The sequence below is a fragment of the Curtobacterium sp. MCPF17_003 genome (assembly GCF_003224385.1).
GTDB classification, from domain to species: domain Bacteria; phylum Actinomycetota; class Actinomycetes; order Actinomycetales; family Microbacteriaceae; genus Curtobacterium; species Curtobacterium flaccumfaciens.
The window spans coordinates 25337-46030 of the sequence record NZ_QKLC01000004.1 but is presented as its reverse complement, the minus strand read 5'-3'; the positions used below and the strand labels follow the sequence as shown (position 1 = coordinate 46030).

Sequence of the window (20694 nt, the reverse complement as noted above, 5' to 3'; positions counted from 1 at the left end):
GTACGCGGCCGGGGCTGCGGGTGGTCACGCGACCGGTGCGGAGCCGGTCCGCTCGGTCCAGTGCCCACCGCTCGCCCACCGGTCGAGCACGGCCGCGCGCAACCGACCGGACGGCGCCGCGGACCGAGCGGTCGCCAGCGGCACCCCGAAGACGAACTTCGCGACGCTGGCGTCCCCCTCGGTCGCGTCGTGCTCCCCCGGCGGGACGAGACGGAAGCGCCGGGCGAAGCGCACGAGGTTGGCATCGGGACCGAGCGCGGCCGGCAGCCCCGGATCGAGCATCCAGGAGCGGCACTGCCACCGGTCGGCAGCCAGCTCCGGCGCGAGGCCGCGCAGGACCTCGGGCGCGCGGGCGAACGAGCGGTCGCAGGCCACCGGGTCGAGCGGCCCGGTCTCCGGCACGTGCACACCCCAGGCCGGTGTGCCGTCCGCCAGGTGGTCGCCGAGTTCGAACTGGAGGCGCCCCACGGCCACCACACGCCCGGTCACCACGGCGACGAGCCACTCCACCCCGGTGCCGTGCAGCCCGTAGCGCCCGAGCTTGCGGTCGACGTCGGCGACGGAGGCCTCGGCGAGCGCGCGCGGGAGGCCCCGCTCCGCGAGGGCGTCGGCGCTCTCCGGCACCGCGGCGCGGAGCGCCGCCACCAGCAGCGCGTCCCGCTCCGCGGACCCGGCGTCGGCGACGGTGGCGGCCAGTTCGGCCGCCACCGTCGCGGAGTCGTCCGGTGACCCCACGGCGGCGGCGAGGACCGCGACGGACGCGGGACGGGCCTCCAGGCCGGGGGTCGCGGTGGTCACTTCAGACCGGACGACGCGAGCCCGTCCATCACCCGACGCTGCAGCACGACGAACATGATGAGGACCGGCGCCATCGCCATCAGGCTGGCGGCCATCAGCACCGGGTAGTCGATCGTGCGGTCACTCGACAGCGTCGCGAGGCCGGCGGCGAGCGGCATGTCCTCGGCGCGGGTGGAGACCACGAGCGGCCAGAGCAGCTCGTTCCACGACCACAGCACGGTCGTGATCGCGAGCACACTGATCGAGGGACGGGCCAGGGGCAGCATGATCCGCCAGAACGTCTGGAACGGGTTCGCGCCGTCCATCCGCGCTGCTTCTTCGAGCTCGGGCGGCATGTTCAGGAACGCGGTCCGCATCAGGAACGTGCCGAAGGCACTGAACAGCCCGGGCGCGACGATCCCCATCAGGGTGTCGAGCCAGCCGAGCCCCTGCACGATCTGGTACTGCGAGATCAGGTAGACCTGCGAGGGCACGAGCAGGATCGACAGCACGATCGCGAGCAGAGCCGCCCGTCCGCGGAACCGCATCCGGGCGAAGGCGTACCCGGCGAGCGTGCACAGGACGATCTGCGCGAGCGTGCGGATGATCGTGACGTACACCGAGGTGCCGAGCTGGCTGAGGAACGGGAGTCGTTCGAAGACCTGCGCGTAGTTCTGCCACTGCAGCTCCCCCGGCCAGAAGACCGGCGTGACGGACTGCACCTGCGCGTTCGTGGACAGCGACATGATGATCTGCCACAGGAACGGGAACGCCATCGCGAACCCGCCGACGCCGAGCACGACGTGGATCCACCAGTGGCTGCCGCCGCGACGGCCGGGCCGGCGTGCGGCCCGAGGAGGTGTGACGGTGGCGGTCATCCCTGCACCCACTTCCGTTGGACACGGAACTGCACGAGCGTGACGATGCCGATGAGCAGGAAGATCACCATGGCGATCGCGGCCGCGAAGCCCTTGTCGTTGTCGATGAACCCGGCGCTGTAGAAGTAGAAGACGAGCGACATCGTCTTCGGGATCACCGGGTTGGTGCTGCCGAGGATCGCGTACAGCAGGTCGAAGAGCTGGAAGCTCGAGATCGTCGTGACGATCACCACGAAGAAGATGCTCGGGCTGAGCAACGGCACGGTCACCGAGCGGAACTGCCGCCACCGGCTCGCGCCGTCGAGCTCCGCTGCCTCGTAGAGCTCCGGCGGGATGTCCTTGAGCCCGGCGCCGAGGATGATCATCGAGAACCCGAGGGACGACCAGAGGCCGACCAGGCTCACCGCGATCAGGGCGAAGCCCGGGGTCGAGATCCAGTACGGGCCGTCGATGCCGAAGTTCCCGAGGAACCAGTTCACGATGCCGTAGTCGCCGTTGTACATGATGCGCCAGACCAGGGCGATCGCCGCGGGCATGGCGACGTACGGCAGGAAGAAGAGCACCCGGTAGAACTGGGCGAACCGCAGCCCCGGGGTGTTCAGCAGACTGGCGAGCCACACCGCGATCGGGATCCCGGCGAGGACGATCACGGTGTAGATCACCGTGTTGAGCAGCGACTGGTAGAGCTGCGGGTCACCGACGAGCCGGACGTAGTTGGCGACGCCGGTGAACGTGGCGCCCCCGAAGACACCCCAGCTGGTGAACGAGTACCAGAACGTCTGGATGATCGGCCAGATGTAGAACGTGCCGACGCCGACGAGCAAGGGGAGCACGAAGAGCCACGGCCACCAGCCGTCGGTCCGTCGTGGTGCTCGACCGCCGCCGGGTCGCGGCGCGGGGCCGCCCCGCCCGGACGAACGTGTCGTCCGGGCGGGGGTGACTGCGGCCGGGGGCCGCTCGGTGTTGATCGTCACGCGCGGGTCCTACTTTTCCTTGGCGAGGGCGGCGTCCATCTTCTGTGCGAGGTCCTCTGCCACCTGGTCGACGGGCTTCGACCCGTCGAAGGCACTCGGCAGCAGGGTGGTCTCGAGGGTGTTCCAGGCGGCGGTGTTCTTCGACACCGGCAGCGGCTTCGCGTAGTCCACCGCGTCGAGGAACACCTGCAGGTCGGCGTCGGGCATCGTCTTCGTGAAGGCACTCTGCGTGCCCTCGTACGCCGGGATGACCGCGCCCATGTCGCCCTGCTGCTGCTGCGCCGTCTTGCCCGCGAGGTAGACCTGCAGCGCCTGGGCGGCGGCCTTGTCCTTGCTCGCCTCGGACACGACGTTCGAGACACCGTGGATGACGGTCGCCTGCTCCTTGCCCTTCGGCAGCGGGTAGGCGACGACGTCCTTCTCGAGCTCGGTGCCGGTCAGCGCGGAGCGGAACCAGCTGCCGCCCTGGTACATCGCGAGCTTGCCCGAGGTGAACCACTGGTCGGCCGTCGTGTCGGTGAGCTGCTTGATCGAGGGCGATGCCCCCGAGTCGATCAGGTCGGTCCAGAACTGCAGGCCGTCCTCGGAGGCCTTCGTGGCGTACTCGGACTCGGTGCCGTCCGCGTTCACGACGGATCCCCCGGCCTGCAGGATCGTGTTGTAGTAGGTCGTCTGGCCGTCCATGCCGCCGGCTGCCCCGTAGGCACCCTTCGCCTTCAGCTTCTCGGACAGCTCGGCGCCGGTCTGCTGGAAGTCGTCCCAGGTCCAGTCCTTGGACGGCAGGTCCATGCCTGCCTGCTCGAACAGTGACCTGTTGACCCAGACACCGATGGTGTCGAAGTCCTTCGGCACGCCGTACTGGGTGTCGTCGTACGTGTACAGGTCGTTGAGCGCGCTCGAGTACTTCGACGCGTCGATGTCACCCGACTCGACCTCGCCGGTGATCGGCGCGAGCTTGCCGTTGGCCGCGTACAGCTGGAAGTTCGGGCCGTTCATCCAGAACAGGTCGGGCAGGGTGTCGCTCGAGCCCTGGGTCTGCAGCTTCGTCCAGTAGTTGGCGTACGGCGTGACGTCGACGCTGACCTTGATGTCCGGGTACTCCTCGTTGAAGCCCTTCAGGTTGGCCTTGATCGCCTTGACCTGGTTCTCGTCCCAGACGGCGTAGGTCAAGGACGCCTTGGTGTCCTTCGGCGCCGCTTCGTAGTCGCCACCGGAGTCGGACGCCCCGGACGACGAGGAGCAGCCGGCCAGGAGTGCGGCCGCGCCGAGGGCGGCGACGGCGCCGAGGAGGACGCGGCGCACGCCGGTTCCTCGGGTGGGGATGTGTGCGGTCATCGGGGTGTCCTTTCGCACGGCCGTCAGGAGCCGACGGTCTGGGCGGGATGCGGGGTGGAGGGGGTGGAACGGGTGAAGTGCGCGATGGTGTCGGCCGGCAGTGGGGGGACGTCGATGGGGACGGACCCGTTGCGGAGCGAGCGCGTGGCCAGCGCGCCGGCGGCGACCGCGGCACGGGCCGCGATCGGGGAGAGCTCCGACGGTTCGCCGAACGCGACGGACCGCAGGAACTCGGTCATGGTGAGCAGGTCGGCGTCGGCGTGACCGTCCTCGACGCCGTCGATCGGGTACTCGCGGTCCCCCGCCGTGTCCCATCCCCGGCGGTGCGTCCAGACCTTCACGACGCCACCACCGGTGTCGCCGATGTTCTCGAGGCGTCCCTCGGTGCCGATGACGGTGTAGTTCCGCCAGTAGTCCGGGGTGAAGTGGCACTGCTCGTAGCTGGCCTGCACCCCGTTGTCGAGCGTCATCATCACCATCGAGACGTCCTCGACGTCGACGACGGGGTTCAGCCCGGTCTGGGCGAGCGGCGGCCAGTTGTCGTGGGAGAACCAGTCCCCCATGAGCTCGCCGCTGCGGTCGCGCCGGTCGGTGACGTCGCCGTAGACCGACAGCGACCCCATGCCGACGACCCGGGCGGTGTCACCCCCGCCGAGCGCGTGGATGACGTCGAGGTCGTGGCTCGCCTTCTGCAGCAGCAGGGAGTTCACCTTGCTGCGGTCGGCGTGCCAGTCCTTGAAGTAGTAGTCACCGCCGTTGCCGACGAAGTGCCGGCACCAGACGGCCTTGACCTGGCCGATCTCGCCGCGGGCCACGATCTCGCACATCAGGCGGACGACGGCGGCGTGCCGGAAGTTGTGCCCGACGTACAGCGGCGTGCCGGTCTCCGCCGCGGTGTTCAGGACGGCGTCGGCGTCCTCGACCGTGATGGCCAGCGGCTTCTCGAGGTAGACGGCGATGCCCGCGCGGAGTAGGTCGATCGCGATCTCGGCGTGGGTCCAGTCCGGCGTGGTGACGATGGCCGCGTCGACGTGGCCGGTGAGGTCACGGTGGTGTTCGACCACCAGGGCGTCCGGGTACTCGTCGTGCCCACGATCGCGGCCGGCCGCGGTGACGTCCGCGACGGCCACGACCCGGGCGTGCAGCGACGGGTCGTCGGCAGTTGCCTCGGCCACGTGGCGCGCGATGGCGGACCGCTGGCCCATCCCGATCACCGCGACGCGGAGTCCTGCGTTGTCAGCGCCCATGCTCATCGCTCCCTTGCGTGAATGTGACGCCCATGATGCCGAATCGATCATGAATGCACAATAGGCGCTCACAGATCGCTCACGCATCCGTGCCGGGGAGGGTTTTACACGATCGAAACGTCCGGACCGTTCCGGGGTGGCCGCAGGGGGCGCTCAGTCGGCGACGACGAGCTCCACGCCGGCGCTGGCCAGGTCGGCGGCGAACGAGGCCGGCACCGGCCGGTCGGTGACCAGGACGTCGATGCGGTCGAGCGGGCAGATCCGGGCGAAGGTCGACCGTTCGATCTTGGTCGAGTCGGCGACCACGACGACCCGTCGCCCGACGGAGGCGAAGTGGCGGCTGACCTCGGCCTCGCCCTCGTGCATGGTCGTCGCACCGTACTGGCCGGTGAGCCCGTCGACGCCGAGCACCACGAGGTCGAGGGCGAACTCGTCCAGGGTGTCCCGGACGAGCGGCCCGACGAGCTCGTAGGACTGCCGCCGCGCCACACCACCGGTGACCACGATCTTCACGTTGGCGCGGACGGACAGCTCGTACCCGACGTTCAGGGCGTTCGTCACGATCGTGATGCCGAACTCGCCGTCGGCGCGGATGAACCGCTCGCTCTTGCCGAGTTCACGCGCGACCTCGGTCGTGGTCGTCCCGCCGTTGAGCCCGACGGTCTCCCCCGGCTGCACCAACCGGGCGGCCGCGCGGGCGATCGCCGTCTTCGCCTCGGCCTGCCGGGCGATCTTGTACTGCAGCGGGAGCTCGTACCCGGCGCCGAGTGCTGCCGCTCCCCCGTGCGTGCGCGTGACGAGCCGCTGGTCAGCGAGGGTCGCGAGGTCACGGCGGGCCGTGGCGGCGGAGATCCCGAGCAGCTCCCCGATCTCGGCGATCGACACGTTGCCGCGTTCGCTCACCAGTTCGAGCAGGGCGTTCAGCCGCTGTTGGGGGGTCATGACGGTCATCCTACGGCGTCACCACCGTCGCACGGTGATCGGAAATGACGTTTTCCCCTTCCCTTGCGCACGATCGCTCGCTACGCTTCCTGATCATCGATCACCCGGATCGATCCGGACCCGGAAGGCTCCCATGACCGACACCTTCGTGAGCGCTGAACTGGCCTCGCAGCCGGAGACCTGGCGTGCAGCCGCCGCGCTCCTGCCGACCTTCGCCGATGCGCTCCCCCAGCCGGGCGAGCGCGTGGCCGTGATCGGCTGCGGCACGAGCTGGTTCATCGCCATGAGCTACGCCGTCGCGCGTGAGCAGGCGGGCCTCGGCGTGACCGATGCCTTCGCCGGGTCCGAGTACCCGGCGTCCCGCGAGTACGACCGCGTGCTCATGATCAGCCGCTCGGGCACGACGACCGAGATCGTCGACCTGCTGCAGGCCCTGCCGTCCCAGCGGACCGTCCTGATCACGGCGGTCGCCGACAGCCCCGCCGCGGCCGTCGCCGACCAGGTGGTCGCCCTGCCCTTCGCCGACGAGCGCTCGGTCGTCCAGACCCGCTTCGCGACCACGACGCTCGCGCTGCTGCGGGCGTCCATCGGTGACGACGTCGACGCCCTCGCAGCCCAGGCCGAGACCGCGCTGACGGTGCTCATCGACGACCTGCTCGACGCCGAGCAGGTCTCGTTCGTCGGTCGTGGGGCCGCCGTCGGCCTGACGTTCGAAGCCGCGCTGAAGACGCGTGAGGCGGCGCAGTTCTGGGCCGAGTCCTACCCGGCGATGGACTACCGGCACGGTCCCATCGCGATCGCCCAGCCCGGCCGGCTCGTCTGGTCGCTCGGCACTGCGCCCGAGGGCCTGGCCGACGAGGTCGCCGCCACCGGTGCTCGCTTCGTCCAGCACGACCTCGACCCGATCGCCGGACTCGTCGTCGTGCACCGGTTCGCCGTCGCCCTGGCCGAGGGACGCGGGCTCGACCCGGACAACCCCCGGTCGCTCACCCGGTCGGTCATCCTCACCTGATGGGTGGCGCAGGCGCGGTGCTCGGGGTCGACGTCGGCGGCACGGGCATCAAGACCCGGCTGACGACGGCCGACGGACTCGTCCTCGACGAGACCCGGGTACCGACGCCGCGCGACGACCCTGACGCGGGGCGCCTCGCCGCCGTCGTCGCCGAACTGGCCGCACAGGCCACGCGACGGGCGCCGCTCGGAGCCATCGGGGTGGTGACCCCCGGCGTCGTCGACGAGACCCGCGGCACCGTGGACCTGTCCGTCAACCTCGGATGGCGCGACGTCCCGGTACGTGACCTCGTCCGCGCCGAGCTCCTGCGGCAGGGGATCGACGTGCCGCTCGCCTTCGGCCACGACGTCCGCGCCGGCGCCCTGGCCGAGGTCCGGGCCGGTGACCCGGCGCTCTCGCAGGGGTCGGTCTCGTTCGTGCCGGTCGGCACCGGGCTCGCGAGCGCCCTGGTGGTCGACGGCGTCGTCGTGTCCGGCGGCGGCTGGGCGGGGGAGATCGGGCAGGTCCGGATCCAGACCGGTCCGCACGCGGGCCACCGCGTCGAGGAGATCGCGTCCGCCGGGGGAGTCGCACGTCGTTCCGGCGCTCCGTCCGCGCACGCCGCCATGCTCCTGGTCCGCCAGGGCGACCCCGCAGCCCGTGCGGTCTGGGACGACTGCGTCGGGGTCCTGGCCGACGCACTCGCCTGGACCTCCACGGTCGCCGGGGTCCACACGATCATCGTCGGCGGGGGACTCGCCGAGTCGGGCCCGCTGCTGCTCGACCCGCTGCGCGACGCCGTCACGGAGCGGCTGCAGGGCGTCCGTGTCCCCGTCATCGTTCCCGCCCGGCACGGCGACGCAGCCGGCGCCATCGGAGCAGGGATCCTCGCACGCGCGCTGCTCGAGACCGAGACCGGGGTCCTGCTGTGACCACCCTCGTCCGGGCCCATCGCATCGTCACGGCCCAGGCAGACCTGCACGACGGCTGGCTCGTCATCGGTGACGACGACACTGTGCTGGCGACCGGCACCGGGTCCCCGATGCGCACGGACACCGCCGTCACCGTCGACGGCGCGATCGTGCCCGGGTTCGTCGACCTGCACGCCCACGGGGCGCTCGGACACGACTTCTCCGTGTGCTCCGCCGAGGACGCCCGTGCCGCCGCTGCACACCACCGGTCACGGGGCACGACCGCCCTGGTCGGGTCCATCGCCACGGGCCAGCGCGCGGACACCGTGGCGGCCCTCGCCCGGCTCCGGCCGCTCGTCGCGGACGGCACGCTCGCCGGCCTGCACCTGGAGGGGCCGTGGCTCGCGCCCGCCCGTCGCGGGGCGCACCGCGTGGACCTGCTGCACGCCCCGCACCCCGCCGAGGTCGACGCCTACTGCGACGCCGCAGGCGGCGCCCTGCGGATCGTCACGCTCGCGCCGGAGTTGCCGGGTGCACTCGACGCCGTCGCCCGTTTCGTCGAAGCCGGGGTCGTCGTCGCCATCGGCCACACCGACGCCACCGCCGAGCAGACCCGCCGTGCGATCGACGCCGGAGCCTCGCTCGTCACCCACCTGTTCAACGGCATGCCCCCGCTGCACCACCGTGCGCCCGGGCCGGTCGGGGTCGCGCTCTCCGACGACCGTGTGCTGCTCGAGTGCATCGTCGACGGCCACCACCTCGACCCCGTGGCGGTCACCCTCGTGCAGCGCAGTGCTCCGGGCCGGATGGTCCTGGTCTCCGACGCCATGGCCGCGACCGGCTGCCCCGACGGCGCGTACACGGTCGCCGGCTCGGCGGTGACCGTCCGCGACGGGCTCGCCGTGCTCGCCGACGGTTCGTCACTGGCGGGCAGCACGATCACGGTCGCCGACGCCGTCCGCCGCCTGCTCGACGCGGGGACCGACCTGCCCGAGGTCGTCGCGGCGTCGGCGGGGCGTGCGGCGCACCTGCTCGGGGCTCCGGCACCGCTCAGCGTGGGTGCCCCCGCCGACCTGGTCGTGCTCGACCCGGAGCGCGGCAGCGTCCGAGCCCTGCCGACGGCGGTGGTCGCATGATCCTCGTCGTCACCCCGAACCCGGCCGTCGACGTGACCTACCGGGTCGCCGAACAGCGCATCGGCGAGACCCAGCGCGTGCTCGAGGTCCAGCGGCGCCCCGGCGGCAAGGGCCTGAACGTCGGGCGGGTCCTCGCCGTCACCGGCACGCCGACCCACGCCGTGCTGCCCCTCGGCGGCGACGGCGGGCACTGGATCGCCCACGCCCTCGACGACCTCGGGCTCGTCCACACCGACGTCGCCGTCCGTGGTGAGACCCGCACGACCGTGACGGTGGTGGACGACCTCGCCCACCCGACGATGTTCGGCGAGCCCGGACCCGTGCTCAGCCCCGACGAGTGGGACACGGTCACCGCCGCGGTCGAGACACTCCTCGACGGTGGTGTCGGTGCCGGCGGTGCCGACGGTGCCGCCGATGCCCCGCCCGCAGCTGCCCTGGTCGTGTCGGGCTCCCTGCCCCGCGACACCGATCCCACGGTCGTCGCCCGCTGGGTCACCGCCGCTCGCCGCCGCGGTGTGCTCTCGGTGGTCGACTGTTCGGGCACGGCGCTGCTGGCGGCCGCCTCGGCCGGGGCGACGGTCTGCAAGCCCAACCGCGAGGAACTGCTCGAGGCCACGGGCACCGACGACGAGCGCTCGGGGGCACTCCGGCTCCTCGGACTCGGCGCGACGGTCGTCGTGGTGTCTCGCGGGTCCGACGGCATCGCCGCGCACACCGCCGAGCACGCGCTCGAGGTGCCGGCGGTCCCCGGGGTCTCGGGCAACCCGACCGGCGCGGGTGACGCAGCGACCGCCGGGCTCGTGCGTGTCCTCGTCGGCGCTCGCAGCGTCCCGGCCCCCGACGACGCCACCCTGCTCCGAGCCCTGCGGTCCGCCGCCGCACACGGGGCCGCCGCCGTCCTCCAGCCGGTGGCCGGCGCGGTCGACCCGGCAGACGTCCACCGCTTCCTGTCCGCCCAGCCCGCTCCCGCCCACGACCGAACGAGGACCCCCGCATGATCACCGACCTCGCCCTCACCGGCCTGCTCGACACCGCCCGAACGGCACGCCGCGGGGTCGGTGCGTTCAACGTGGTGCTGCTCGAGCACGCCGAGGCGATCGTGTCCGGCGCCGAGCTGGCCGGGCTGCCGGTGATCCTGCAGATCAGCGAGAACTGCGTCCGGTACCACGGCGGCCTCGCACCGATCACGACCGCGACCCAGGCGGTCGCACGTGCCGCCGACGTCGAGGTCCTCGTGCACCTCGACCACATCGAGGACCCCGAGCTGGTCGCGGCCGGGGTCGAACTCGGCGTGGACTCGGTCATGTACGACGGTTCACACCTGGACTTCACCGCCAACGTGGCAGCGACCCGCGAGCTCGCCGCTCGGTGTCACGCCGCGGGTGTCGGGATCGAGGCCGAGCTCGGCGAGGTCGGCGGCAAGGACGGTGTGCACGCCCTCGGCGTCCGCACCGATCCGACCGACGCCGCCGCGTTCGTGGCCGACACCGGGGTCGATGCCCTGGCGGTCGCGGTGGGGACCTCGCACGCGATGCAGACCCGCGAGGCCTCGGTGGACCGCGACCTGGTCGAGCGCCTCCGTGCCGCGGTGCCGGTGCCGCTCGTGCTGCACGGGTCCTCGGGCCTGTCCGACGATGAACTCCGCGGCGCCGTGCACGCGGGGATGACGAAGATCAACATCTCGACGCACCTGAACGGCCTGTTCACCCGTGCGCTCCGCACCGTGCTCGACGAGCGACCGGACGTCGTCGACCCGCGCAAGTACGTGTCGGCGGGCCGGGACGCCATCGCCACCGAGACGGCGCGACTGCTGACGCTCCTGCACGCCTGACGCGCGAGCACGCGACCACGACGCTCAGCAGAGCGGGACGTTCACCGCGAGTCCGCCCATCGCGGTCTCCTTGTACTTCGACGACATGTCCGCCCCGGTCTGCCGCATCGTCTCGACGACCTGGTCGAGCGACACGTGGTGCACCCCGTCGCCGCGCAGGGCCATGCGGGCGGCGTTGATCGCCTTGTTCGCCGCGATCGCGTTCCGCTCGATGCACGGGATCTGCACCAGGCCGCCGATCGGGTCGCAGGTCAGCCCGAGGTTGTGCTCCATCGCGATCTCGGCGGCGTTCTCGACCTGTTCCGGCGTGCCCCCGAGGACCTCGGCGAGCCCCGCTGCCGCCATCGACGCGGCGGAGCCGACCTCGCCCTGGCAGCCGACCTCGGCGCCGGAGATCGACGCCCGTTCCTTGTAGATCGACCCGATCGCCCCGGCGGTGAGCAGGAACCGCACGACGGCATCGTCGCGTTCGGCGGCGGGAGCGTCGGCGACCGTGGGCACGTACGTGAGCGCGTAGTACAGCACCGCGGGAATGATGCCGGCTGCGCCGTTCGTCGGGGCGGTGACGACGCGGCCTCCGGTGGCGTTCTCCTCGTTGACCGCCATGGCGACGAGGTTCACCCACTCCATCGCGAACAGCGGGTCGTGGTCGGGGTCCTCGCGGGTGAGCTGCTCGTGCCAGGTGGCGGCGCGACGGCGGACGTCGAGCCCGCCGGGCAGGCACCCGCCCCTGCGGACGGACCGGTCGACGCACGACTCCATCACGCCGTGGATGCCCAGCAGTCCGGACCGGATCTCGGCGTCCGTCCGAGTGACGGCCTCGTTCGCCAGGGCGACGCCGCTGATCGGCAGGCCTGAACCGGCACACGCGGCGAGCAGCTCGGCGCCGCTCGAGAACGGGTGGGGCACGGCGTCGTCGACCGGGATCGCGGCACCGGCGACGGCCGCCGACGCGTCCGTCGCCGGCTCGGCCGCCTCGTCCCGCGCAATGAACCCGCCACCGATCGAGTAGTAGGTCTCGTCGGCCAGATCGGTCCCGTCGGCGTCACGGGCGCGCAGCCGCATGGCGTTCGGGTGCCGGGGCAGCATCGTCAGGGGGTGCAGGACGATGTCGGCGAGGCGGAACGGCACGCTCGCACCGCCGTCGAGCCGCAGGACACCGTCGCGCTCCAGCGCGTCGAGCGCGAGGACCATGGCATCGGGGTCGACGGTCTCCGGGTGCGACCCCATGAGCCCGGCGACGACGGCACCGAGGGTACCGTGACCCTGCCCGGTCGACGCGAGGGACCCGTACAGGTCGACCACCACGGACGTGACGGGCAGGCCACGGACGAGCGTGGCGAACTCGGCACCGGCCCGCATCGGGCCGACGGTGTGCGAGCTCGAGGGGCCGACACCGACGCTGAACAGATCGAAGACGGAGACCGGCACGCCGCCACACTAACCCGTCCGGACGGACCGGTGCTCAGCGCCGAGGCTCGGACCGCTCAGCGCCGCCGACCACCCTCGGGCGGCATCACGAACCACAGCACGACGTACGCGATCCACAGCGGCCCGGGGAAGAAGCTCAGGATGACCCAGACCACCCGGACCAGGGTGCGGGACAGGTTGAAGCGATCGGCGAGACCGGCGCAGACGCCGGCCAGCAGACGACCGTTGCGGGGACGGGAGAGTGTGCTCATACCGACGACGCTACGCAACGCCGTCGGTCCAGCGCATCCGGGACGCACCCCGACCGTGGTGGGGGAAACCCCCGGACCAGCCCTGAGCGACGCTGGGATCAGGGGATCAGGACGATCTTGCCGCGGGTGTGGCCCTGCTCGAGCTCCTCGAAGGCGTCCTGCACGCGGTCGAGCGGGTAGGTCGCGGCGACGGGTACCTCGATCGCGCCGTTCGCGACCTCGAGTGCGAGCGCCCCGAGGATCTCCGGGTCGGCGGTGTCCGCGCTGCCCGAGGCCTTCGCCCCGACCTCGGCGGCCTCGTCGAACGCGATGATCGTCTCGATGCGGTCGACCGGCACCCCGAGGGCGATGCCGAGCCGGACGTACTCGGCACCGTGGGTGTCGATCACGGCGTCGATGCCGTTCGTCGCGAGTTCGGTGATGCGCTCCTGCAGCCCGTCGCCGTACGCGACCGGCCGTGCGCGCTTGGAACGGAGCCACTCGTGGTTCGCCTCGGACGCGACGGCGATGACGTCGATGCCCTCGTTCGCGAGCAGCTGGGTGACGAAGCCGCCGACCCCGCCGGCGGCACCGGACACCACGACGGTCTCGCCCGGACGCGGGTCGACCGCACGCACGGCTGCGGCCGCGGTCGTCGCGATGACGTCGAGGCCACCCGCCACGGTCCAGTCGAGCAGGCGTGGCTTCTGGACGACCTGGACGGCCGGCACGGAGACGTACTCGGCCTGGCTCGCGCGGTCCCACGACCAGCCGATGACCTCTTCGCCCTCGTCGACGCCGTCGACCTCGGCTCCGACGGCCACCACGATGCCGGCGAAGTCGGTGCCCTGTCCGGACGGCAGGTCGCCGCCGAACGCACCCTGGCGGATGGCCGACTCACCGGGGTTGATGCCCGCGGCGCGGACGCGGACGAGCACCCGCCCGGGGGTCACCTCGGGAACGGGCACCTCGGCGACGTGCAGGACCGATCGGTCACCCCACTCGTCGAAGCGGACAGCGCGCATGGTCTCCGGGATCTCAGTCATCGGCACCGACGCTACCCCGGAGCGGGGCACCCGGTCTGCGTGGACCGCTCCATCGCTGCGAGGACGCGAAAGGGAGAGGGTGCGAGACTGAGGGCATGCCCATCCTGAACAAGGACATGCAGGTCTGCATGTCGCTGGCCGCGCGACCGAGCAACATCGGCACCCGGTTCCACAACTTCCTGTACGACGAGCTCGGCCTCAACTTCCTGTACAAGGCGTTCACCACGACCGACTTGCCCGGTGCCGTCGCCGGCATCCGTGCGCTCGGGATCCGCGGTTGCTCGGTGTCGATGCCCTTCAAGGAGGCGATCATCCCGCTGGTCGACCACATCGAGGACTCCGCCGCCGCGATCCAGTCGGTCAACACGGTCGTGAACGACGACGGCGTGCTCACCGCGTCGAACACGGACTACGAGGCGATCGCCGCTCTGCTCGGGTCCCACGAGGTCGACCCGGCTTCGCGTGTGCTGCTCCGCGGCTCGGGCGGCATGGCCAAGGCCGTCACGGCGGCGTTCCGCGGCGCGGGCTTCGACCGGTTGACGGTCGTCGCCCGCAACGAACAGACCGGCCCGGCCATCGCATCGCAGTACGGGTACGAGTGGGTGGCCGACGAGCGTGAGGCGGGGGAGACCGACCTGGTCGTCAACGTCACCCCGCTCGGCATGCGCGGCGACCAGCAGGACGCACTCGCCTTCGCACCGGAACGGATCGAGGCTGCCCACACCGTCTTCGACGTGGTCGCGTTCCCGTCGGAGACCCCGCTCGTCCGTGCTGGGCGGGACGCCGGCAAGCACGTCATCACCGGCGCCGAGGTCATCGCCCTGCAGGCGGCGCGCCAGTTCGAGCGGTACACGGGCGTCGCCCTGACCGACGACCAGGTGGCGCGTGCCAGCGAGTTCTCGCGCGCCGAGTAGTCGACGCACCCACAGGGCGGACGGGAGGCCCGTGGCGACGCCGCCACGGGCCTCCCGTCCGTCTCGTGGGGCGTCTCAGGCGTTCGCCGCGCGCCCGACGGCCACCCACTCGAGGCGGCGGAGCGTCTCGCGGTTGCGGATCCAGATGAGCGGCTGCATGAGGAAGTCGGGCACGTACGATCCCGGCCCGGCCACCGCGTTCTCGGTGATCGTGACCTTGCAGCCGTGCCGGTGCGGTTCGACCGTCAGCTCGACGCGGGCCTCGCCGATGGGCCAGCCCTTCGGCTGGATGACCATGCGGTGCGGCGGCTCCCACACCAGCGACGTCGTGACGTCGTTGATGACGATCGGCCACGCGCCGAACGAGTGGTGCAGGTGGGTACCGACCTGCGGCCAGCCGGACTCCTCCTTGCGCATGCGCGAGGCCCCGACCACCCAGGTCGTGTAGAGCCAACCGTCGCCGAGCACGTCGAAGACGGCTTCGGGACGGCAGTGCAGGATGCGGACGTTCTTCGCCATGGTGATCAGCCTTCCGGGGTGAGGTCGACGTCCTCCGGCAAGCCGAAGGTGTGCCGGAGTGCGCTCTTCGCCGCGTGCCACCCGGCCATGCCGTGCACGCCGGGGCCCGGGGCGGAGGACTCGGAGCACAGGTACATGCCACCGCCCATCCGCCACGGGTCGCTGGACAGGACGGGGCGCTTGACGAGCTGCCAGAAGCTCGCGGCACCGGCGGCGATGTCGCCACCGACGTAGTTCGGGTTGTACTCGCCCATCTGCACGGCGGTGCGGGAACTCGACGACAGGATCGTGTCGCGGAACCCCGGCGCGAACCGCTCGATCTGGCGGGTGACGGCCTCGGTCGGGTCGACGTCCGACCCCGCGGGGACGTGCGCGTAGGCCCAGAAGACGTGCTTGCCGGCCGGGGCCCGGGTCGGGTCCACCACGGTCGGCTCCGCCCCGAGCACGTACGGGCGCTCGGCGTGCTGCCCGTGCGCCACCGCCCGTTCGGCCGCCGCGATCTCCTGGCGGGTACCGCCGATGTGCACGGTCCCGGCCTTCCGCAGCGACTCGTTGGTCCACGGCACCGGGTCGGACAGCGCGAAGTCGACCTTCGCCGCCGCGTTGCCGAACCGGAAGCGACGCAGTGCCCCACGCTTCGGGGTCGGGATCTGCTTGCCCGCGATCCGGAGCATGCCCGGGACGCTCGTGTCGAACAGCACCGCCTTCGCCGGGGTGAGGTCACCCAGCGACCGGACCTCCTGCCCGGTGACGATGCGGCCGCCGTGCGCGACGAGGTCGGCGGCGAGCGCGTCGACGATCGCCTGGCTGCCGCCGATCGGCACCGGCCAGCCGCGGGCGTGCGCGTACGAGCCGAGTGACAGTGCCGCCGCCGCGGTGGAGAGGGAGGGCAGGTGCTGGATCGAGTGCGCGGCGACGCCGGACACCATCGCCGGGGCGGCCTCGCCGCGGAAACGCAGGTTCCACGCGGCGGTGCCCTGCTCGAGCGCCCGCAGGCCGAAGCGCAGGACCGTCAGTGGGTGCCGCGGCACGTGCAGCAGCGCGTCGGTGGCGAAGTCGGCGACCTGGTCGGCGTTCTTCGACAGCGGGGCCATCAGCTGCTTGAAGGCCGGCCCGTCCACCCCGAGCTCGGCGGCGGTGCGGTCGAGGTCCCGGTAGGCGATGCCGGCACGGCCGCCGTCGAGCGGGTGGCCGTACTGCACCTCGGGCAGGCGGAGTTCGATGCGCTCCTCCATCCGGAACAGCCGGAAGAACTCCGACTGCAGGGCCATCGGGTGCACGGCGGAGCAGACGTCGTGCAGGAAGCCGGGCAGGGTGAGCTCGGCCGTGCGGGCGCCGCCGCCGATCGTGTCGTTCCGTTCGACGACCTCGACCGACAGTCCGGCGCGTGCGAGCGTCACCGCTGCCGCGAGCCCGTTCGGTCCCGCTCCGACGACCACCGCATCAACCATGCACCGAGCCTAGGGACTCGTGACTGCGTGTGGTGTCGGTCAGGTGCGGGAGGTGTCGGGATCAGCCGGGTCGGACTCGTCCTGGTCGCCGTCGGCGTCGTCCGGTTCGTCGGCGTCGACCGGGGCCGATCCGACGGGGTGCTCGGCGAGCAACTCTGCGAAGTCCTCGTCGAGCATCTGCTGCAGCCGGTCGTCGCGGCCGATCTCGTAGTCGTCGGCCGGACGCTGCGCCCAACCGAGGCGTCCGACGACGGTGGTGCCGATGTCGTCCCAGGCGCGGGCCCGCGCGGCGAGCACGATGCCGTCGACGAAGTGCTGGTCGTCGCGCCGCTTGTCGAGCATGGTGGCGAGCTGCTCGTAGGTGGCCTCGCGCATCCGGAGCTTCAGGTCGTCGCCCCGCCGGTAGTCGTGCTGGTGGCGGGAACGGCCCTTCTGCTTGCTCGAGGTGGAGCGGATCTCCCGCATGCGTGCGGCGTCGCCCCGCTGTTCCTCGGCCATGCGGTGGAGTTCCTCGCGCGTGGCCTCGGCGATGAGCGCGTGGTCGAAGTACCCCTGGTCACGCAGGGCGTTCGTGATGATGCGGTTGGCCACCGCGATGGTGACGGCGGCCTTCGCGATGAGGAAGCCCTCGTCGACCGCCCGCTTCAGTTCGACCTGGCTGATGGGTCGATCGCGCACGTCGGGGTTGCGTCGTCCGAACAAGGCCATGCTCCGACGATACCGGCGACCGGTGTCGGTCGGCCTGCACGAGGGCGGCGGGCGTCAGAGCAACAGGCCGTACACCGCGACGTCGACACGCTCGGGGCCGAGGGGCAGCGCGCCGCGCAGGGTGCCCTCGTGCGCGAAGCCGAGCCGCTCGGCGAGCCCCCGGCTCCGCGCGTTGTCGACCGCCGTCCGGATCTCCATCCGCGCGGTCCCGCGCGCCCGGGCGACCCCGATCAGCACGGTGGCGGCCCGCCGGACGACACCACGGCCCTCCTGTCCGGCGTCCACCCAGTAGCCGAGCGATGCCTGGCCCAGGTACGGGTCGAACGTCAGCGAGGCCACCCCGACGATGCGGTCGTCCGCGCGAATGACGCAGGGCAGCGCGCGGTCCATCGCGAACTGCCCGAGCAGCCGCTCGGTGTGCAGGGCGATGGCCTCGCGGGTCTGGGGGTCCCAGGCCCAGGGCTCGGCGGCCCGGAGACGATCGGTGTTGGCGTGCACGAGTGCGAGCACCGGGTCGATCGTCGTCAGGTCGCGCAGCGTCAGCGTGTAGCCGTCACCGAGGTCGCGTCCGAACGTCGTCACCGCTCCGACACTAGGCAGCCCTGCCTGTCACTCGTACCGGAGCGCCTCGATCGGGTTCTGCCGTGCCGCTCGTCGTGCCGGCAGGGTGCCCGCCAGGAACGCGATGAACATCACGACGAGGATGATCGTGGCGACGGACCCCGGCGCGAACTGCATGATCTGCAGCCCCGGCAGGTCCTTGAGGAGCGTGCCGGCCAGGACGTTCGAGATCCCGGTGCCGAGCAGGATCGCGACCCCGGCGCCGATGGCGCTGCCGAGGAACCCGATGAACACCGCCTCGAGCGAGAACAGCGTGTAGACCCTGCCGCCGCCCATGCCCATCGCCTTCATCAGGCCGATCTCGCGGGTGCGCTCCTGCACGCTCATGAGCAGGGTGTTGATGATGCCGAAGCCGGCGGCGACGAGCGCGATCACGGCGAAGGCGTTCAGGACCCCGACGATGCCGCTGATCACGGTCTGGAACTGGCCGAGCTGGTCCTGGATCGTCTGGCCGAGGAACCCGTCGTCAGCCAGGGACTTCTTGACCGTCGTGACGGAGGCGTCGGCGTCGAGCGTCGCGGTGGCGCTGGCGTAGGACGTCGCGATCGAGTCGGGCTTGCCGATCTCCTGCGCGGCCTGCATGGCGTCGGTCAGTGCGGCGTTCGCCCCGGCACCGCTGCCGAACAGCGACTCGTTCTGCACCCCGACGACGGTGGCGGTGAGCGTGTGCGGCTTGCCCTGGTAGTCGTCGACGGCGAACGTGAGCTCCTTGCCGACGGCGGCCGAGGCGCTGCCGAGACCCATGTTCTTCAGGTAATCGGTGGGCAGCATCACCTGGTTGGCGTCGGTCTCGTCGTCGAGCTGCTCGCCGCTCGCCAGGTCGGCGTCGAGCTCGCCGGCGTTGGCCGTGAGCGAGACGACGTACTTGCCCTGGTCCCCGTACTCGGCGTACTTCGGCGCGAGGGCGACCGCGGGGCGGAGGCTCTCGATGCCGTCGGTCTTCTCGATGTCGTCGACGTCGGACTGTGACAGGTACGAGAACGACGCCGGGCCGCGGTCGACGCTCTGGCCGGACGCCTCGGGGTCGTACTTCGCCGGGCCACTGTCGGTCGAGGTGGAGTCCACGGCCTTCGTGACGACCAGGGTGCCGTCGTCTCCGATCGAGGAGACCTGGCTGTCGATGTAGTTGCTGACGCCCGTGCCGATGGCCGAGGTGAGGGTGATCGTGAAGGCGCCGATGAAGATCGCGATGACGGTCAGGGTCGTGCGCAGCTTCGAGCGGAAGGTGTTCGAGACCGCGGTGCGCAGGAGGTCGAGGAAGTTCATGCGGCGTGCCTTCCGTGCGTGCCGGACGCGTCGACCGCGTCGTCGGATCCGCCGACGATCAGGCCGTCGCGGACGTTGACACTGCGGTCGCAGCGTGCGGCGAGCTCTTCGTCGTGCGTGACCACGACGAGCGTGATCCCCCGCTCGCGCTGCAGCCCGAACAGCATGTCCTCGACCACCTGTCCGGTGTTCGTGTCGAGGTTGCCGGTCGGCTCGTCGGCGAAGATCACGCTCGGCTCGCCGACCAGCGCCCGGGCGATGACCACGCGTTGCTTCTGGCCGCCGGACAGGTCGTTGGCGTCGTTCTTCGCCTTGTCGGCCAGCCCGAGAGCATCGAGCGCCGCCATGCCCCGGCGCTTCCGCTCGGCTCCGGAGACACCGGCGATCTTGAGCGGGAGCACGACGTTGTCGAGCACCGAGGTCTTCGGTGTCAGGAAGAACTGCTGGAACACGAACCCGAAGGTGCTGTTCCGGGTGCGGTTGACCTGCCGCGCACCGAGCGTCGCCGCGTCGGTGCCGTCGAGCAGCACCTGACCGGCCGACGGCTTGTCGAGCAGCGCGAGCAGGTGCATCAGCGTCGACTTGCCGGAGCCGGACTTGCCGACGATCGCCAGGCTCTCGCCCTGGTGCACCGCCAGCGACACCCCCTTGAGCGCGTCGAACCGCGTCGCGCCGCGGCCGTAGGTCCTGGCGAGGTCACGGGCCTCGAGCACGGGAGTGGTCATGGGTTCACCGTAGTGTCCGATGCACGACTGCAAGTTTGCGTTTGCTGTAGATCATGTGACGTTCCGGTTACAGTCGGGCCATGCCCGACTCCGCGACGCCGTCAGAACTCGGTCTCCGTGACCGCAAGCGCATCGAGACCCGCAACCGCATCGCCGAGGCGGCGCGGTCCCTGGCCCTCGAGCAGGGCGTCGACGGCACCACGATCGAGCAGATCGCCGCGCGGGCCGACGTCTCCCCGCGGACGTTCTTCAACTACTTCGAGAGCAAGGAGGACGCGGTCCTCGGGCACACCGAGCTCGACCTCGAACCCGCCACCCTCGAGGCGCACCTGGCGGCCGTCGCAGGGGAGCCGGCGGCGCAGGCCGTCGTGGACCTGGCGTTCCTGGTGTTCGGGTCGTCGTTCGGCGACGAGCACGAGCGGCTCGAGCGCAAGGCCGTCATCGTGCGGTTCCCGCAGCTGATGCGTCGGCAGGTCACGCGGATGACCACGGTCGCCGAGGCGATGACCGGCGCGGTGCGCACGATCCTCGCACGCGACCCGGCCTGGGGGCCGGAGGCGGCGACCCCGCAGGCGGCCGAGATGCTCCTCGGCATGTGCATGACGGGCTTGCGCAGTGCCGCTCGGCACGAGGGTTCCGACCCGGAACAGGTGCGGGCGGCGGTGGTCGCGTCGATCCGCGACACGGCGACGCGCATCGCCGCGGCCTGAGAGGCGACCACGAACGGACGGGAGGCGCGGTGCCGGCTGGCACCGCGCCTC

Annotated in this window: 22 protein-coding genes; 7 read left to right on the top strand and 15 right to left on the bottom strand. The window is 71.5% G+C overall.

Annotated elements, in window-relative coordinates:
* Nucleotides 1–24: 24 nt before the first annotated feature.
* The 6 genes from DEJ30_RS05535 to DEJ30_RS05510 all read right to left on the bottom strand — a co-directional run bounded on the left by DEJ30_RS05535 (nucleotide 25) and on the right by DEJ30_RS05510 (nucleotide 6153).
* The gene (locus tag DEJ30_RS05535) at nucleotides 25–798 is read right to left on the bottom strand and encodes a hypothetical protein (protein WP_110859423.1); all 774 of its coding nucleotides are present in this window, start codon (nucleotides 796–798) and stop codon (nucleotides 25–27) included.
* Complete coding sequence (locus tag DEJ30_RS05530) at nucleotides 795–1655, bottom strand: carbohydrate ABC transporter permease (protein ID WP_250893249.1); 861 nt, start codon at nucleotides 1653–1655, stop codon at nucleotides 795–797. Before DEJ30_RS05530 ends, DEJ30_RS05535 begins: the two co-directional genes overlap by 4 nt.
* A complete protein-coding gene (locus tag DEJ30_RS05525) occupies nucleotides 1652–2629 on the bottom strand; it encodes a carbohydrate ABC transporter permease (protein ID WP_110859422.1) in 978 nt (325 codons plus the stop codon). The genes DEJ30_RS05530 and DEJ30_RS05525 overlap by 4 nt, the downstream gene beginning before the upstream one ends.
* A gap of 9 nt (nucleotides 2630–2638) precedes the next feature.
* Nucleotides 2639–3964 carry a sugar ABC transporter substrate-binding protein gene (locus DEJ30_RS05520; RefSeq protein ID WP_110859421.1) on the bottom strand — a complete coding sequence of 442 codons (1326 nt, stop codon included), beginning with the start codon at nucleotides 3962–3964 and terminating at the stop codon, nucleotides 2639–2641.
* A 23-nt stretch (nucleotides 3965–3987) separates the two neighbouring features.
* Nucleotides 3988–5217 (bottom strand): Gfo/Idh/MocA family protein, encoded by a 1230-nt coding sequence (locus DEJ30_RS05515; RefSeq protein WP_110859420.1) that lies wholly within the window; start codon nucleotides 5215–5217, stop codon nucleotides 3988–3990.
* 147 nt (nucleotides 5218–5364) lie between these two features.
* The gene (locus DEJ30_RS05510) at nucleotides 5365–6153 is read right to left on the bottom strand and encodes a DeoR/GlpR family DNA-binding transcription regulator (RefSeq protein ID WP_181420018.1); all 789 of its coding nucleotides are present in this window, start codon (nucleotides 6151–6153) and stop codon (nucleotides 5365–5367) included.
* Between the two features lie 133 nt (nucleotides 6154–6286).
* On the opposite strand from DEJ30_RS05510, the gene DEJ30_RS05505 reads away from it, so the two are divergent.
* Genes DEJ30_RS05505 through DEJ30_RS05485 form a run of 5 tightly spaced genes read left to right on the top strand, consistent with a single transcriptional unit; the run spans nucleotide 6287 to nucleotide 11022 of the window.
* Nucleotides 6287–7165, top strand: a complete 879-nt coding sequence (locus tag DEJ30_RS05505) for an SIS domain-containing protein (RefSeq protein WP_110859418.1) — start codon at nucleotides 6287–6289, stop codon at nucleotides 7163–7165.
* Complete coding sequence (locus DEJ30_RS05500; RefSeq protein ID WP_110859417.1) at nucleotides 7165–8076, top strand: ROK family protein; 912 nt, start codon at nucleotides 7165–7167, stop codon at nucleotides 8074–8076. The genes DEJ30_RS05505 and DEJ30_RS05500 overlap by 1 nt, the downstream gene beginning before the upstream one ends.
* On the top strand, nucleotides 8073–9191 hold the full coding sequence (gene nagA, locus DEJ30_RS05495) for an N-acetylglucosamine-6-phosphate deacetylase (protein WP_110859416.1): 1119 nt from the start codon (nucleotides 8073–8075) through the stop codon (nucleotides 9189–9191). Before DEJ30_RS05500 ends, nagA begins: the two co-directional genes overlap by 4 nt.
* Entirely contained in the window at nucleotides 9188–10189 is a 1002-nt protein-coding gene (locus DEJ30_RS05490; RefSeq protein WP_110859415.1) for a 1-phosphofructokinase family hexose kinase, read from the top strand. The genes nagA and DEJ30_RS05490 overlap by 4 nt, the downstream gene beginning before the upstream one ends.
* Nucleotides 10186–11022 carry a class II fructose-bisphosphate aldolase gene (locus DEJ30_RS05485; protein WP_181420017.1) on the top strand — a complete coding sequence of 279 codons (837 nt, stop codon included), beginning with the start codon at nucleotides 10186–10188 and terminating at the stop codon, nucleotides 11020–11022. Before DEJ30_RS05490 ends, DEJ30_RS05485 begins: the two co-directional genes overlap by 4 nt.
* Nucleotides 11023–11046: 24 nt before the next feature.
* On the opposite strand, the gene DEJ30_RS05480 is transcribed toward DEJ30_RS05485, so the two are convergent.
* The 3 genes from DEJ30_RS05480 to DEJ30_RS05470 form a co-directional block, all read right to left on the bottom strand.
* Nucleotides 11047–12453 (bottom strand): L-serine ammonia-lyase, encoded by a 1407-nt coding sequence (locus tag DEJ30_RS05480; RefSeq protein ID WP_110859414.1) that lies wholly within the window; start codon nucleotides 12451–12453, stop codon nucleotides 11047–11049.
* 56 nt (nucleotides 12454–12509) lie between these two features.
* Entirely contained in the window at nucleotides 12510–12704 is a 195-nt protein-coding gene (locus DEJ30_RS05475) for a PspC domain-containing protein (protein WP_027466823.1), read from the bottom strand.
* A gap of 98 nt (nucleotides 12705–12802) precedes the next feature.
* Entirely contained in the window at nucleotides 12803–13729 is a 927-nt protein-coding gene (locus DEJ30_RS05470) for an NADP-dependent oxidoreductase (protein WP_258369835.1), read from the bottom strand.
* Nucleotides 13730–13824: 95 nt separating this feature from the next.
* Here DEJ30_RS05470 and DEJ30_RS05465 point away from each other — a divergent pair, with 95 nt between their 5' ends.
* On the top strand, nucleotides 13825–14643 hold the full coding sequence (locus DEJ30_RS05465; protein ID WP_110859413.1) for a shikimate 5-dehydrogenase: 819 nt from the start codon (nucleotides 13825–13827) through the stop codon (nucleotides 14641–14643).
* Nucleotides 14644–14718: 75 nt separating this feature from the next.
* Here DEJ30_RS05465 and DEJ30_RS05460 read toward each other — a convergent pair whose 3' ends face one another.
* The 6 genes from DEJ30_RS05460 to DEJ30_RS05435 are packed head-to-tail and all read right to left on the bottom strand — an operon-like array spanning nucleotide 14719 to nucleotide 19933.
* Complete coding sequence (locus DEJ30_RS05460; RefSeq protein ID WP_110859412.1) at nucleotides 14719–15162, bottom strand: SRPBCC family protein; 444 nt, start codon at nucleotides 15160–15162, stop codon at nucleotides 14719–14721.
* Between the two features lie 5 nt (nucleotides 15163–15167).
* Nucleotides 15168–16613 carry an NAD(P)/FAD-dependent oxidoreductase gene (locus tag DEJ30_RS05455; protein WP_110859411.1) on the bottom strand — a complete coding sequence of 482 codons (1446 nt, stop codon included), beginning with the start codon at nucleotides 16611–16613 and terminating at the stop codon, nucleotides 15168–15170.
* Between the two features lie 39 nt (nucleotides 16614–16652).
* Complete coding sequence (locus DEJ30_RS05450) at nucleotides 16653–17321, bottom strand: hypothetical protein (RefSeq protein WP_110859410.1); 669 nt, start codon at nucleotides 17319–17321, stop codon at nucleotides 16653–16655.
* Nucleotides 17322–17375: 54 nt separating this feature from the next.
* Nucleotides 17376–17903 carry a GNAT family N-acetyltransferase gene (locus DEJ30_RS05445; RefSeq protein ID WP_181420016.1) on the bottom strand — a complete coding sequence of 176 codons (528 nt, stop codon included), beginning with the start codon at nucleotides 17901–17903 and terminating at the stop codon, nucleotides 17376–17378.
* A 27-nt stretch (nucleotides 17904–17930) separates the two neighbouring features.
* Entirely contained in the window at nucleotides 17931–19208 is a 1278-nt protein-coding gene (locus tag DEJ30_RS05440; RefSeq protein WP_110859408.1) for an ABC transporter permease, read from the bottom strand.
* Nucleotides 19205–19933: an ABC transporter ATP-binding protein gene (locus DEJ30_RS05435; protein ID WP_110859407.1), complete on the bottom strand. Its 729-nt coding sequence runs from the start codon at nucleotides 19931–19933 to the stop codon at nucleotides 19205–19207. The genes DEJ30_RS05440 and DEJ30_RS05435 overlap by 4 nt, the downstream gene beginning before the upstream one ends.
* 80 nt (nucleotides 19934–20013) lie before the next feature.
* On the opposite strand from DEJ30_RS05435, the gene DEJ30_RS05430 reads away from it, so the two are divergent.
* Entirely contained in the window at nucleotides 20014–20643 is a 630-nt protein-coding gene (locus DEJ30_RS05430; RefSeq protein WP_110859406.1) for a TetR/AcrR family transcriptional regulator, read from the top strand.
* Nucleotides 20644–20694: the final 51 nt, after the last annotated feature.

Excerpts from the sequence above, each read along its gene's own strand:
- DEJ30_RS05465 (WP_110859413.1), top strand. The coding sequence starts at position 13,825 with ATGCCCATCCTGAACAAGGACATGCAGGTCTGCATGTCGCTGGCCGCG.
- DEJ30_RS05430 (WP_110859406.1), top strand. The coding sequence starts at position 20,014 with ATGCCCGACTCCGCGACGCCGTCAGAACTCGGTCTCCGTGACCGCAAG.
- DEJ30_RS05500 (WP_110859417.1), top strand. The coding sequence starts at position 7,165 with ATGGGTGGCGCAGGCGCGGTGCTCGGGGTCGACGTCGGCGGCACGGGC.
- DEJ30_RS05450 (WP_110859410.1), bottom strand. The coding sequence starts at position 17,321 with ATGGCCTTGTTCGGACGACGCAACCCCGACGTGCGCGATCGACCCATC.
- DEJ30_RS05460 (WP_110859412.1), bottom strand. The coding sequence starts at position 15,162 with ATGGCGAAGAACGTCCGCATCCTGCACTGCCGTCCCGAAGCCGTCTTC.
- DEJ30_RS05530 (WP_250893249.1), bottom strand. The coding sequence starts at position 1,655 with ATGACCGCCACCGTCACACCTCCTCGGGCCGCACGCCGGCCCGGCCGT.
- DEJ30_RS05505 (WP_110859418.1), top strand. The coding sequence starts at position 6,287 with ATGACCGACACCTTCGTGAGCGCTGAACTGGCCTCGCAGCCGGAGACC.
- DEJ30_RS05485 (WP_181420017.1), top strand. The coding sequence starts at position 10,186 with ATGATCACCGACCTCGCCCTCACCGGCCTGCTCGACACCGCCCGAACG.
- DEJ30_RS05475 (WP_027466823.1), bottom strand. The coding sequence starts at position 12,704 with ATGAGCACACTCTCCCGTCCCCGCAACGGTCGTCTGCTGGCCGGCGTC.
- DEJ30_RS05440 (WP_110859408.1), bottom strand. The coding sequence starts at position 19,208 with ATGAACTTCCTCGACCTCCTGCGCACCGCGGTCTCGAACACCTTCCGC.
- DEJ30_RS05455 (WP_110859411.1), bottom strand. The coding sequence starts at position 16,613 with ATGGTTGATGCGGTGGTCGTCGGAGCGGGACCGAACGGGCTCGCGGCA.
- DEJ30_RS05515 (WP_110859420.1), bottom strand. The coding sequence starts at position 5,217 with ATGAGCATGGGCGCTGACAACGCAGGACTCCGCGTCGCGGTGATCGGG.
- DEJ30_RS05435 (WP_110859407.1), bottom strand. The coding sequence starts at position 19,933 with ATGACCACTCCCGTGCTCGAGGCCCGTGACCTCGCCAGGACCTACGGC.
- DEJ30_RS05490 (WP_110859415.1), top strand. The coding sequence starts at position 9,188 with ATGATCCTCGTCGTCACCCCGAACCCGGCCGTCGACGTGACCTACCGG.
- DEJ30_RS05470 (WP_258369835.1), bottom strand. The coding sequence starts at position 13,729 with ATGACTGAGATCCCGGAGACCATGCGCGCTGTCCGCTTCGACGAGTGG.
- DEJ30_RS05520 (WP_110859421.1), bottom strand. The coding sequence starts at position 3,964 with ATGACCGCACACATCCCCACCCGAGGAACCGGCGTGCGCCGCGTCCTC.
- DEJ30_RS05510 (WP_181420018.1), bottom strand. The coding sequence starts at position 6,153 with ATGACCCCCCAACAGCGGCTGAACGCCCTGCTCGAACTGGTGAGCGAA.